This window comes from Sphingomonas sp. 28-62-20, assembly GCF_002281505.1.
Map to the genome: position 1 here is coordinate 1 of NZ_NCGH01000047.1, position 12,493 is coordinate 12,493.

Sequence of the window (12,493 nt, forward strand, 5' to 3'; positions counted from 1 at the left end):
AATATGAAGACGGCTGTAGACCGGATCGGCCAGGGCAAAGTCCGACAGGTCAATGCGCGGTTCGCTGCCATGGCCAGCCACTACCTGTTCGAAACGGATTTTTGCAATCCGGCCTCAGGCTGGGAGAAAGGTCAGGTCGAGAAAAACGTTCAGGATGCGCGTCGACGGTTATGGCAGCCAATGCCCAACTTCCCAGATCTTGATGCCCTCAATGCCTGGTTGGAAGAGCGGTGCATCGCACAATGGGGAGAAATCCAGCATGGCGTCCTCCCCGGCACAGTTGCCGATGTGCACGCCGTTGAGATTATCAGCCTGATGCCGATGGGGCGGGCCTTCGATGGCTTTGTCGAACATACCAAGCGCGTGTCGCCGACCTGCCTGATCGCGTTCGAGCGCAATCGCTATAGCGTTCCTGCATCCTTTGCGAACCGGCCAGTGAGCCTGCGGGTCTATCCTGATCGGTTGGTCATCGCGGCCGAGGGGCAAATCTTGTGCGAGCACAACCGGATTATCGACCGTTCTCACCAGAAGCCGGGGCAGACGATCTATGACTGGCGGCACTATCTGGCAGTTGTTCAGCGCAAGCCTGGCGCTTTGCGCAATGGGGCGCCATTCCTCGAAATGCCCGAAGCCTTCCGGCAACTGCAGGGGCATCTGCTCAAGCGGCTCGGTGGTGACAGGGAGATGGTCGAAATCCTCGCCCTTGTTCTACAGCATAACGAACAGGCTGTGCTCAGCGCCGTCGAACTGGCCCTCGAAGCTGGGGTGCCGACCAAAACCCACATCCTCAATGTTCTGCACCGCCTGATCGATGGCAAGGCTCCACCGGCATCCCCAATCGATGCCCCGCAGGCCCTGCGCCTCGCCCAGGAGCCTGTTGCCGATGTCGAACGCTACGACACGCTGAGGGCGTTACGCCATGCGTCATGATCCGGCCAGCGCCGCTGTGGTTGTCATGCTACGTGGCCTCAAAATGTATGGCATGGCGCAAGCCGCTGGTGATCTGATCGAGCAGGGCGCGCCAGCCTTTGATGCTGCCGTTCCGATCCTCTCACAGCTTCTCAAGGCGGAGATGTCCGAGCGGGAGGTCAGGTCCATTGCTTACCAGATCAAGGCAGCCCGGTTCCCGGCCTACAAGGATCTGGCAGGCTTCGACTTTGCCGTCAGTGAGGTCAACGAGGCGCTCGTGCGTCAACTTCACCGTGGTGACTTTATGGATAGCGCCGACAACGTCGTACTGATCGGCGGACCAGGCACCGGCAAAAGCCACATCGCGACGGCTTTGGGCGTCCAGGCGGTTGAGCATCACCGCAAAAAGATCCGCTTCTTCTCCACCGTCGATCTGGTCAATGCGTTGGAGCAGGAAAAGGCCGCAAACAGAGCGGGCCAGTTGGCCGAGCGTCTGTTGCGCCTCGACCTCGTCATCCTTGATGAGCTGGGATATCTACCCTTCAGCCCTTCAGGCGGGGCCATGCTGTTCCATCTGCTCAGCAAACTCTATGAGCGGACCAGCGTTGTTATCACCACCAACCTGAGCTTCAGCGAGTGGTCCAGTATCTTTGGCGATGCCAAAATGACCACCGCCCTGCTGGATCGCCTCACGCATCATTGCCATATCCTTGAAACCGGCAATGACAGCTTCCGCTTCAGAGCCAGTTCCGCCGCCCCAAAATCCAGAAAGGACAAATCACCCGCTTGACCCTGCTCGTCGCAGGCAGTACATCATCCACGCCCACCCGGGTCACTTCTCAATGAAAATCCCGGGTCACTTCTCAGTGCAACTCAACACTGATAACCCATTGCGAGCAGAGCGGACAGAGAGGAAGTCGACATGAACGAGCAGCTTTTCAAGTTATCGCCATCCAACGTGACGGTGGAAGCGGGTTTGTCGACCGGCCCGGTATCGGTCGAATCCTATATCTCGCCCGAACATTATGCGCGGGAAAAGGAGCAGGTGTTCCGTCGCGCCTGGCTGCTGCTGGGCCGGGAGGAGGAAATCCCAAATGCGGGGGACTTCGTCACCCGCGACATCGATGTCTGCGATGCGAATGTCCTGATCACGCGCTCCAAGGGAGGCCATGTGCGGGCCTTCCACAATGTCTGCTCGCATCGTGGCAGCCATGTCGTCCTCAAGCCATCAGGCAATGCCGGGAAGTTCGTCTGTCCTTATCACAATTGGACCTACAAGAACGACGGCAGCTTGGTCGGCGTGCCCGATGAGTCCTCCTTCTTCAATTTCGACAAGAAGAACTGCGGACTTACCCCGATCGCAGCCGAGGTCTGGGAAGGATGGGTCTTCATCAACCTGTCGCCCGAGCCGCAGGTTTCGTTGCGAGAGTTTCTGGGTCCGCTCGCTGACCTGATGGCGGGCATACCATATCCCGCCGCAGACCATCCGATCGTCATCCAGGTCGATATCGATGCCAACTGGAAGGCGTTCTGCGATGCCGGCATGGAGACCTATCACATCCCCGTGATCCACGCCGAGACGATCGGGACGACCTACGCCTCTCCCGAAAACCCGTTCGCGCAACCGCTCGATGCGCGGATGCTCGGCGCGCACAGGCTGATATCGGTCTATGGCAACGCAAATTATGCTGCCAAGCCATCGAACAAGGTCGAACGGCTGGGGCAGGATACGCATAGCACCGCGAGCGTGACCTCGTGCAGCAACGATCCTGCCTTGGTTAGCTTTCTCGAGCATCCGGCGGTCAATCCCACCAAATCGACGAGTTGGGCGCAGGACGTCTACCATGTCTTTCCGCACGTCCATATCGACGTCGGGCCGGGCGGTTTCTGGACACATAATTTCTGGCCGACGTCGCACAAGACCACGCGGTATGAAGCGCGCTTCTACGTGCCGCCTGCGGCGACCGTTGCCGAACGCTTCCGGCAGGAGCTTTTCATCAGCCGGGTCGTCGAGGTGGTGCTCGAGGATCTGGCCAATGTCGCCCGTACCCAGAAAGGCATGCAATCGCGCGCAAAGGGCTTCATGTATCTGCAGGAAAATGAGGTCGCCATTCGCCATTTCCATTCAACCCTCGATAAATGGGTGAAGGCGAGCACCGTGCGGGAGGCGCTGGCATGACCGACGCGAAGATCGCGACCACCCTGCCCGCCGGGTTCAAGGATCTCGAGCCGCTGGTGGACCGTTGGGCGGGGCGAACCATCGAGGCGCGCACCAAGGCGCGCTGCGAAGCTTCGATGGAAGACATCATGCTCCTTTACGACGTCATGGTCGAGCGCGCGCCAGCGATACTCGATTATCTCAAACCTTTTCCGCTGGATGCGATCGAAGGCGAGAACGCGACGCTTTTCTGCCTGCTGCTATCGCTAGGACAAGCGTCGATGGCGGTGGAGGTTCACGGGCAGCCGCAAGCTCCCAACACGCCATTCCCGCATGGCATCCGCGTGCTGAGCGGCGTCGCGCCGTTCGGCTGAGGCACAAAGTTTTTCGGGAGGCAATCGGATGACATCCGGCAAGGTCATTATCACCCCATGCGATTTCGAACTCGGTGGCCACCGGGCTCATCGGTAAGGTGGAGTTACCACACTTCACACGCCCACCGAGGAGTTGATCCCGATGACCGACGACAGACTACCGCTTGCCGAACTGATGGCGAAGACCGGAGATGGAGATTTCCTGCGTACGATCGCCGAGAGCGTATTGCAGATCATTATGGAGGCCGATGTCGACGGCCTGGTCGGCGCTGGCCGCCATGAACGATCGGGCGAACGCACGACCTGGCGCAATGGCTACCGCGACCGCAGTCTCGATACCCGGCTCGGCACGCTCAACCTCAAGATCCCCAAGCTGCGGACCGGCGCCTACTTCCCCGGCTTCCTGGAGCCGCGCAAGACTGTTGAGAAGGCGCTGGTCGCAGTAATCCAGGAGGCGTGGATTGCCGGGGTCAGCACCCGGCGCGTCGATGAGCTGGTGCAGGCGATGGGCATGACCGGGATATCCAAGTCCTCCGTGTCAAAGCTGTGCAAAGACATCGACGAGCGCGTCCATGCCTTCCTCAAGCGCCCGCTCGCCGGTGACTGGCCCTACCTCTGGCTAGATGCCACCTACCTCAAGGTGCGCGAGGGGGGACGGATCGTCAGTGTCGCCGCGATAATCGCCGTCGCCGTCAACACTGAGGGCAAGCGCGAGATCGTCGGCCTGCACATCGGCCCTTCCGAAGCCGAGCCCTTCTGGTCGAGCTTCCTCAAGGACCTCTCCCGCCGCGGCCTGACCGGCGTGAAGCTGGTCATCTCCGATGCCCACGAGGGCCTCAAGGCAGCGATCACCCGCGTGCTCAGCGCCACCTGGCAGCGCTGCCGCGTCCACTTCATGAGGAACGCGCTCGCCTACGTGCCCAAGGGCCAAAACACGGTTGTTGCTGCTGCGATCCGCCAAGTCTTCCTCCAGCCCGATCATGCGGCCGCAACTCAGGTCTGGCGTCAGGTCGCCGATCAATTGCGCGCCAGATGGCCCAAGCTCGGCGCCTGCATGGACGATGCCGAGCACGACGTGCTCGCCTACATGACCTTCCCCGAGCAGCACCGGGTCAAGCTTCACAGCACCAACCCGCTGGAACGCCTGAACAAGGAAGTGAAGCGCCGCGCCGATGTTGTCGGCATCTTCCCGAACGAGGACAGCATCATCCGCCTCGTCGGTGCCGTCCTGCTCGAGCAGAACGATGAATACCAGCTCCAGCACCGCTACATGCAGATCGAGGGCATGGCCGCCCTTGCCACACCCATAACCGAGGAGGTTCAGCCGCTACAGATTACACCCAAGGCCGCCTGAAAATGCAGCCCGATGGCCAGCACCGAAATTACACCACATTGACGGACGTGACCTCATTATCAGCTGCGCGATAACGGGCGCGATCCATACACCGTCAATGTCGCCATTCCTGCCAGTAACAGCGGAGGAAATCGCGGACTCGGCCCTGCGGGTCCATCTCCACGCGCGCAATCCGGAGGACGGGCGCCCCGACCAGAGCCCCGAGGCGTTCGAGCCGATATTGCGAAGGATCAAACAGGAGTCCGATGTCGTCATCAACCTGACGACCGGCGGTTCGCCCTATATGACGATGGAAGCGCGGGTGAAGCCCGCTGCAATCTTCAAGCCCGAGATCGCCAGTCTAAACATGGGATCGATGAATTTGGGCCTGTTTCGCATGCTGAAACGGCACACCGAGTTCAAATATGACTGGGAGCCCGCGATGCTGGAGGGCTCGCACGACCTCGTGTTCCGCAACAGCTACAAGGACATCCGCTACGCGCTCGATACGCTGAACGAGACTGGCACGCGCTATGAGTTCGAATGCTACGACACCGCGCACCTGCACAACCTGAACTATTTCTTCCAGGAAGGGCTCGTTACCGCGCCGCTGTTCATCCAGACCTGCTTCGGCCTGCTCGGGGGCATCGGGGTCCATCCGGAAGAAGTGCAGCATATGCGCCGCACCGCCGATCGGCTGTTCGGCGATGCCTATCACTGGTCGGTGCTCGGTGCGGGCCGCAGTCAGATGGCGATCGCCGCGCAGTCCGCCGCGCTGGGCGGGCATATCCGGGTCGGGCTCGAGGACAATCTTTGGGCGGGCAAGGGCAGGCTCGCCGAATCGAACGCTTCACAGGTCCGCCAGGCCGTGCAGGTCATCCACGGTCTCGGCCGAGAGGTCGCGACCCCGGACGAGGCGCGGGCAATATTGGCGCTGAAGGGGTCGGCCAAGGTGAACTTCTAATCGCATCGACGAGGTTCGGCGCAAAATCACACAGGAGCGTAGACCGGCTATGACATCCACCAAAGCCGTGGTCGGCGAGTTCATGCGACGCCTTGAGGCGATCGATTTCGCCGGCGCGTTCGGCATGCTGGCCGAAGATGGGTGCTACACGATCGTCGGCCAGACGCCGGCATCCCGAACCTATGTCGGCGCACGCGAAGTGCTCGAGACACTGGTTCCGGCGCTTGCGACATTCGCGCATCCCCCGAAGCTGACGTTCTCCACACCGATCATCGAAGGCGACCGCGCCGTCCTGCTCGCCGCCGGCCGCGGTGTCGGGCCAACTGGCATTGTCTACGACCAGCCGCATTGCGCATTCGTCACGCGTGTCCGCGACGATCAGCTCGTTGAGATCGTCGAGTTCGTCGACACCGCGATGCTGGAGATCGCCTTCTTCGGCAATAAGATCGTACCGGCCGACATGTGATTTTCTGTGGCCCCCGCCTGCCGGCACGGCAGGCCGGCATATTGGCGAAAATAAAGGACAAAGCGCCATGAAGTTCATCACCTTCGACAACGCAGGAAAGCCGGCGCTTGGCGTGCAATATCGGGATGCGGTGATCGAAGTCGCTCGCCTTGGCCCGCAATTCCCTGCGTCGATGGCATCGCTGATCGAGGCGGATCGCGATATCCTGCCCGCGATCGCCCAAGCGTGCGCGGCGGCGCCCGAGCATCTGCGGCTGACCGCCGCCACGCTGACTCTGCTTCCGCCCATATCGAATCCCGGCAAGATCATATGCGTCGGCCTCAATTACGCCGACCACCTCAGTGAAGCGAAGGTCGGCGAAGCGCCGGCCTTTCCCGGCCTGTTCCACAAGGTGCCCTCTTCGCTCGCCGCGCATGGCGCCGCGTTGCTTCGGCCCGCGACGTCGTGCCAGCTCGACTTCGAGGGTGAGCTGGCCATCGTGATCGGCAGGTCGTGCAAGCGTGTTCCGGCTGAACGCGCGCTCGAACATGTGTTTGGCTATACGATCGTGAACGATGGCTCGGTGCGGGATTATCAGCTGAACAAGGCACTGGCAGCCGGCAAGAATTTCGATTCTTCTGGCGCGTGCGGGCCCTGCATCGTTACGGCCGAAGATCTTCCTCCCGGTGCGCGAGGGCTGCATTTGCAGACACGCCTCAACGGCCAGGTGATGCAGGACGGCAATACCGATCAGATGATCTTCGATGTCGCCTCCATCATCGCGCTGGTCAGCGATATTCACGGGCTGAATCCTGGCGACATCATATCGACCGGGACGTGCAGCGGCGTCGGCGCGGCGCGGACGCCGCCGATATGGCTCGAGCCCGGAGACGAGATTGAGGTGGAGATCGAGGGTATCGGCGTCTTGGCCAACTCTGTGCGGCAGGAAGGAGAATGACGGCCATGAACGATCTTGAATGGATGAGCGCCTCCTTCGCATGCGAACGGCTGTGCAACGCCTTCTCCTGGCATCTGGACCAGCGTAATTTCGAAGCACTGGCCGATCTGTTCACGCATGACGGCGTCTTCGTGCGCAACGACGAGCATCTTTCGGGCCGGGCTGCCATTCTTGATGCCTATGCGAAGCGGCCCGATGTCACGACGGTTCATTTCGTGAACAATTTTCAGCTTATTGCGCTGGACAGCTTATCCGCGCGGGGCACCGTCTATAACATGGTCCTGCATTCGCCTGGCGAGCCGGTTAAGGCGGTCAGAACATTCGATCCTCTTTCGGCGATTCGGGTCGTTTGGTTCCAGGACGACTTTGCGATGGTCGATGGATCATGGCGATTTGCATATCGGTTTGCATATCGGGGGGCGTTTGCGGGAGGGGGCGGAATCCTACGCTAAGGATTTGGGCCAGCGATATTCCCCGGTTAGATTGATGTGTTCCCATCCCAACGGCGAGACGTGGGCGAGTAGATCAGGCTCGATATGGGTACCGCTGGCGGCCCGGGTATTGACGACCTCGCCGAGCTTCATGGTGTTCCAGAATATGATGATGGCGGCGAGCAGGTTCATTCCGGCGATGCGATAGTGCTGGCCTTCGCCGGATCGATCCCGGATTTCACCTCGGCGGTGGAAGCTGATGGCGCGCTTTAGGGCGTGGTGGGCCTCACCCTTGTTGAGGCCGATCTGAGCCTGGCGCTGGAGGCCGGCATCAAGAATCCAGTCGATCATGAACAGGGTTCGCTCGATGCGGCCCACCTCTCGCAATGCGAGGGCCAGCTCATTCTGGCGCGGGTAAGAGGCGAGCTTGCGAAGAATCTGGCTGGGGGCGACGATCCCCGCTGCGATCGTCGCCATGATGCGCAGGATGTCGGGCCAGTTGCGCTCGATGAGCGGTTCATTGATCTTACCTCCGACCAGCGCTCGCACATTGGCCGGCGTCGCGTTGGGCGTGAAGGCATAGAGTCTTTTCTGAGGGAGATCGCGGATACGGGGGGCGAACCTGTAGCCGAGCAAGGCGCAGGCGGCGAACACATGATCGGTGAAGCCGCCCGTGTCGGCAAAATGCTGGCGAACGCGGCGGCCCGCGTCATTCATGAGCAGCCCGTCCAGGATATAGGGAGCCTCGCTGACCGTTGCCGGGATCACCTGGGTTGCGAACGGCGCATATTGATCGGACACATGGCTGTATCCCTTGAGGCCCGGGACGTTGCCATATTTCGCGTTGATCAGATTCATCGCCTCGCCCTGCTCGGTAGCAAGGAAGAACTGCCCGTCGCTGGATGCCGATTGCCCTTGTCCCCAGAAGGCGGCCATGGGCAGGGCGGCGTGGGCCTCCACGATCATGGCGAGCGCCCGATCATAGGCGCTGCCTTCGACATGCCAGCGCGCGATCCGCAGCAATTCCCAGAAGCTGTGCGTGTTGGTCGCCGCCGCCATCTTGCGCAAACCGAGATTGACGCCTTCCGCCAGCAACACGTTCATCAGGCCGATCCGGTCGCTGCAGGGCGCGCCGGTGCGCAGATGCGTGAACGCCTCGGAAAATCCGGTTCGCTCATCGACTTCCAGCAACAGATCGGTGATCCTCGCGGGCGGGAGCTGTTGATAGAGATCGAGCACGAGATCCTCGGCCCCTTCGGGCGTGTCGGCCCTCAGCTTGTCGATGTGCAGCTTGCCGTTCTCGATGATGCCGCCTGGGATCGTGCCGGTTCGCGCCGCGCAGCCAAACTCCTTCAGCCGTGTATCCAGTCGAGCCCTGCGCTCGGCCAGCCATTCGCCGGGTCGCAGCGGCACGGCGAGCCGCGCGGTCTGCTCTATCGCCTGTGGCGGGACCAGAAGCTGCTTGAGGTCGCCATAGCGGCGCGATCCCGCCAACCATATGTCACCGGACCGGAAGGCGTCGCGGATGTGGAACAGCACCGCGATTTCCCAAAGCCGGTGGTCGCCGCTGGGCTCAGCGCGAAGATGACGATGCCATTTCGAGTTGGGACGTAGAAAATCCACCGGCGGATCGACCTTGATCCCGTTACGCAGCATCGCAACGGCCGCCAGAAGAGGCGTGGCGATCGGCGCCGCCTGCATGTCGAGCAGGCGCAGCATCCTGGGCGCGTAGAGGCGGAAACGGTGATAGCCGTCCAGCACACGGCTGAGCGGGTCGGCCGCGAGCACGTTGGTCAGCGCGGAGGCCGTGGCGACAAGGGTTCTGAACCGTTCCCAGCCAGGCCCGGTGGCGATTATCCCGTCCAGGGCCGTGCCATCGTCCTGCGCTCCAAGCAAAGCACCACCGATTTCGGCAAAGGACTTCAGCGTGTCCCGAACGGCCGCCTTTTCGTCGGCGATCCTGGTGTTGCAAAGGCGTTCGGAGGCCCGATAGAGACGGCCTACGATGCGATCGTGGGTCTCCACGATGACATCGGCCAGCGATGACCGCCATTCCAGGGTGCAGACAGCGAGGATCGCAAGCCGCCTGTCTTCGGGCAGATCACGCATGCCGTCGGCGTAATAGCGCTCGCCCTGCCGGCGAAGCCGGGTCACACGATGCGCCGGCACGCCGTCCAGCAAATCCGCCGGAAGATCGAACCTTTGAAGATATTCCAGTCGATCCATCAGCCGGTTAGCGGCTGCTGAATTTGCGCCAACCTCGAACTGTCGCAGCCATACGAAGCGCGTGACGCGACCATCCACCGTATCCTCCAACAGGTGAGCCAAATTCTCGCTCAGGGTTGGCGTGATGCGATGGGCGATAAGATCCTCGATCCGGCGCTCGGCCTCAACCAGCGCATCGGCGCAAAGGCGCTCGATCGTCGAGGAGCCGGGAAGGATCGTGCGGGTGCGGCGACACTCCGCAACGAAGCGACGGGCAAGATCCTCATTCGATGTCGCCGCCTCGGCTTCCCGAGCGATCCATTCGCGCAAATCCCGTGCGCCCCGCCCCGAAAAGGAGCGATAGCCGTAGATTCGGCGAAGGTCCGCCAGATGCTCGTGCCGGGTCTCCTCGCGCGCGGCATAGAGGAGTAGATCGTCGCTGGTCAGGCCGAGCTGGGCCGCGATGAAATCCGATACCTGCGCCGGGATCAACTCGCCAGGAGCGAGCACCCGGCCCGGGTAGCGCAGGACGCACAGTTGCAGCGCGAAGCCAAAACGATTGTGGGCGCGCCGGCGCTGGCGGATATGCCCGAGATCCTCATCGCTGAGGGTATAGTGCCGCAGCAGCTCACCTTGATCGACCGGCAAGTGAAGCAGCGCCTCGCGCTGTCGATCGGTCAGGGTCACGCGACGCGGCATACATGCTCCTTATTCTTTCCGAGCTACAGTTTGAGATAGCTTGATTGAGATGCTGGTTAAGATACACAATAGCCCAATCTTATGTGCTCATGTTCGTCACCGCCTCAAACCTTCGTTTGTGATCCATGCTGATCGGCTACGCCCGCGTGTCCAAAGCCGACGGCTCGCAGTCGCTCGACCTGCAGCACGATGCCCTTCGCGCTGCCGGTGTCGAGCCAGGCAATATCTATGATGATCGTGCATCCGGTAGCCGTGATGATCGCCCCGGTCTTGCCGCCTGCCTGAAATCGTTGCGCGACGGCGATGTCCTCATCGTTTGGAAGCTCGACCGGCTCGGCCGAACGCTCACCCACCTGGTCAGCACGGTGCAGAATCTGTCGGATCGCGGTATCGGTCTGCGGGTGCTCACCGGCAAGGGCGCGCAGATCGACACCACGACGCCATCGGGCCGGATGGTGTTCGGCATTTTTGCCACACTGGCGGAGTTTGAGCGGGATATGATCCGCGAGCGCACCATGGCTGGCCTGGCCGCTGCCCGCGCGCGGGGACGCAAGGGTGGCCGCAAGTTCGCCCTCTCCAAGGCCCAGGTGCGGCTCGCTCAGGCTGCTATGGCCCAACGCGACACGTCCGTTTCCGACCTCTGCAAGGAACTCGGGATCGAGCGCGTCACTCTCTACCGCTATGTCGGCCCCAAGGGCGAACTCCGGGACTATGGAAAGCGCGTCCTCGGCTTAGCGTAGGATTTCGCTCCCTCCTGCAAACGTCCCCTTCGATTCGGGATCAGAAGGCAAAGGCCCCCTGTCCGCTGGCGGTCGTGAAGGTCTCTCCATCGCCCGCCGCATAGCGGTCGCGGCCAAGCTGTGATCATTGCAAATGGCCGGAACGGTCATGGCTAAACCATCCGTCGTCGATGCCGATAATTGTAGGCGCTTGCAATCATAACGGCGTCTGCTCGCAAACAGCCAGATTTCCTGCTCACGCTATCTGCCACTGGCGGGTGGCATCCTGCTCGAATTATCTGCCAGTGTGCTCGCCATCATCCGGCGCTGCTTGCAAACGGGGCGTCATGCTCACGCTCCCCGCCCGTGGGTTCTCCAAACCCGTCGCCGGCACGCGCTTTTGCGAAGCAGGTTTCCAGAACAGTTCTGACAAGCGGCGGGCCGCAGAAATGCGTTGTCGTCATGGCCCGCCCGCGAGGTCGTCAGAAAGGAAGGTTTTCGCGAACAGGGCCGGCGCGTCGTGCTAGGCGATGGAACCCCGCAAGCGGACAGGATGCGATGACCAGGACCGAAATGCTGGAAACGATGAAGCGTCTCGACGCCCATGCGAACGCCCTGTTGCTTACCGGGGCCTCCGATATCGATCTGCTCGGCGGCATGTTCGACGTGATGCCCGACTTCAAGGCGTTGCTCGACGCCGGATACGGCGGTGAAATCGACAAGAACGCAGGTCGCTTCCCCGGTTTGCATCGCTACGCCGTCATGCTCTCCAATGTCGCCGAGGGGATCGCGGAAGGTTCCATCCGGGTGCCGCGCTGACGCCCTGTTTCGCTGGCAGGGGATGTGAGCAGACCTTTATGATTGCGAGCAGCGCAGGATGATGTCGAGCACATTGGCAGATAGCGCGAGCAGATCGCCGAGCCGGTTGTCAGATAATCCGAGCAAAAAAAGGCTCTGTTTGCAAGCAAACGCCGCTACGATTGCAAGCACCTACATCTACCTGTAGATGATGCGGTATTTCATCCCGGTTTGATGGCCGACAATCAGGTGAAAAGCGACGGGGGCTATAGGATCAGCGCCCTTCATCCCTTGCGCGGACGATGGCGCTAAATTCGGAAATCGCCTGCTGCACGTTGCCGTCATCGCACACGTTGAGCGAGCGGTGGACTGAAACGGCCTGATCGGTCCGCATTTCCAGCCAAGCAATCCGGGCTGTGTTCGGCGAGGGACGAGCCTGCTCTAGCGCGATCTGCTCACTATATCCCGCGATCACATCGTTGATGGCCTCCAGCGCGACC

12 protein-coding genes and 1 pseudogene are annotated in these 12,493 nt (G+C 61.4%); 11 read left to right on the top strand and 2 right to left on the bottom strand.

What is annotated here, in order from left to right:
• The 9 genes and pseudogenes from istA to B7Y43_RS19625 all read left to right on the top strand — a co-directional run.
• Positions 1 to 930: pseudogene (istA, locus tag B7Y43_RS19585) on the top strand (IS21-like element ISRsp3 family transposase); the annotation flags it as partial.
• The gene (gene istB, locus B7Y43_RS19590) at positions 920 to 1,699 is read left to right on the top strand and encodes an IS21-like element ISRsp3 family helper ATPase IstB (protein ID WP_006955904.1); all 780 of its coding nucleotides are present in this window, start codon (positions 920 to 922) and stop codon (positions 1,697 to 1,699) included. The pseudogene istA and the gene istB, both read left to right, overlap by 11 nt.
• A 132-nt stretch (positions 1,700 to 1,831) precedes the next feature.
• Positions 1,832 to 3,088 (top strand): aromatic ring-hydroxylating dioxygenase subunit alpha, encoded by a 1,257-nt coding sequence (locus B7Y43_RS19595; protein ID WP_374133351.1) that lies wholly within the window; start codon positions 1,832 to 1,834, stop codon positions 3,086 to 3,088.
• Entirely contained in the window at positions 3,085 to 3,441 is a 357-nt protein-coding gene (locus B7Y43_RS19600) for a hypothetical protein (RefSeq protein ID WP_086486214.1), read from the top strand. Before B7Y43_RS19595 ends, B7Y43_RS19600 begins: the two co-directional genes overlap by 4 nt.
• Positions 3,442 to 3,583: 142 nt before the next feature.
• Positions 3,584 to 4,795 carry an IS256 family transposase gene (locus tag B7Y43_RS19605; RefSeq protein ID WP_099231114.1) on the top strand — a complete coding sequence of 404 codons (1,212 nt, stop codon included), beginning with the start codon at positions 3,584 to 3,586 and terminating at the stop codon, positions 4,793 to 4,795.
• A gap of 37 nt (positions 4,796 to 4,832) precedes the next feature.
• Positions 4,833 to 5,738, top strand: a complete 906-nt coding sequence (locus tag B7Y43_RS19610) for a 3-keto-5-aminohexanoate cleavage protein (RefSeq protein ID WP_374133356.1) — start codon at positions 4,833 to 4,835, stop codon at positions 5,736 to 5,738.
• 49 nt (positions 5,739 to 5,787) lie between these two features.
• Entirely contained in the window at positions 5,788 to 6,204 is a 417-nt protein-coding gene (locus B7Y43_RS19615; protein WP_126848853.1) for a nuclear transport factor 2 family protein, read from the top strand.
• 67 nt (positions 6,205 to 6,271) lie between these two features.
• A complete protein-coding gene (locus B7Y43_RS19620) occupies positions 6,272 to 7,141 on the top strand; it encodes a fumarylacetoacetate hydrolase family protein (protein WP_126848854.1) in 870 nt (289 codons plus the stop codon).
• A gap of 5 nt (positions 7,142 to 7,146) precedes the next feature.
• The gene (locus B7Y43_RS19625) at positions 7,147 to 7,593 is read left to right on the top strand and encodes a nuclear transport factor 2 family protein (protein WP_374133352.1); all 447 of its coding nucleotides are present in this window, start codon (positions 7,147 to 7,149) and stop codon (positions 7,591 to 7,593) included.
• Here the strand turns inward: B7Y43_RS19625 and B7Y43_RS19630 are convergent.
• Positions 7,585 to 10,476: a Tn3 family transposase gene (locus B7Y43_RS19630; protein WP_374133353.1), complete on the bottom strand. Its 2,892-nt coding sequence runs from the start codon at positions 10,474 to 10,476 to the stop codon at positions 7,585 to 7,587. The two genes, B7Y43_RS19625 and B7Y43_RS19630, sit on opposite strands and share 9 nt — an antisense overlap.
• A 125-nt stretch (positions 10,477 to 10,601) precedes the next feature.
• Between B7Y43_RS19630 and B7Y43_RS19635 the strand changes: the two genes are divergently transcribed.
• A complete protein-coding gene (locus tag B7Y43_RS19635) occupies positions 10,602 to 11,216 on the top strand; it encodes a recombinase family protein (RefSeq protein ID WP_374133354.1) in 615 nt (204 codons plus the stop codon).
• 537 nt (positions 11,217 to 11,753) lie between these two features.
• Positions 11,754 to 12,014 (top strand): hypothetical protein, encoded by a 261-nt coding sequence (locus B7Y43_RS19640; protein WP_015449245.1) that lies wholly within the window; start codon positions 11,754 to 11,756, stop codon positions 12,012 to 12,014.
• Positions 12,015 to 12,267: 253 nt separating this feature from the next.
• On the opposite strand, the gene B7Y43_RS19645 is transcribed toward B7Y43_RS19640, so the two are convergent.
• On the bottom strand, positions 12,268 to 12,493 hold a 226-nt coding region (locus B7Y43_RS19645), incomplete at its 5' end, for a hypothetical protein (protein ID WP_374133355.1).

Excerpts from the sequence above, each read along its gene's own strand:
- B7Y43_RS19620 (WP_126848854.1), top strand. The coding sequence starts at position 6,272 with ATGAAGTTCATCACCTTCGACAACGCAGGAAAGCCGGCGCTTGGCGTG.
- B7Y43_RS19605 (WP_099231114.1), top strand. The coding sequence starts at position 3,584 with ATGACCGACGACAGACTACCGCTTGCCGAACTGATGGCGAAGACCGGA.
- B7Y43_RS19600 (WP_086486214.1), top strand. The coding sequence starts at position 3,085 with ATGACCGACGCGAAGATCGCGACCACCCTGCCCGCCGGGTTCAAGGAT.
- B7Y43_RS19630 (WP_374133353.1), bottom strand. The coding sequence starts at position 10,476 with ATGCCGCGTCGCGTGACCCTGACCGATCGACAGCGCGAGGCGCTGCTT.
- istB (WP_006955904.1), top strand. The coding sequence starts at position 920 with ATGCGTCATGATCCGGCCAGCGCCGCTGTGGTTGTCATGCTACGTGGC.
- B7Y43_RS19595 (WP_374133351.1), top strand. The coding sequence starts at position 1,832 with ATGAACGAGCAGCTTTTCAAGTTATCGCCATCCAACGTGACGGTGGAA.
- B7Y43_RS19635 (WP_374133354.1), top strand. The coding sequence starts at position 10,602 with ATGCTGATCGGCTACGCCCGCGTGTCCAAAGCCGACGGCTCGCAGTCG.
- B7Y43_RS19615 (WP_126848853.1), top strand. The coding sequence starts at position 5,788 with ATGACATCCACCAAAGCCGTGGTCGGCGAGTTCATGCGACGCCTTGAG.
- B7Y43_RS19640 (WP_015449245.1), top strand. The coding sequence starts at position 11,754 with ATGACCAGGACCGAAATGCTGGAAACGATGAAGCGTCTCGACGCCCAT.
- B7Y43_RS19625 (WP_374133352.1), top strand. The coding sequence starts at position 7,147 with ATGAACGATCTTGAATGGATGAGCGCCTCCTTCGCATGCGAACGGCTG.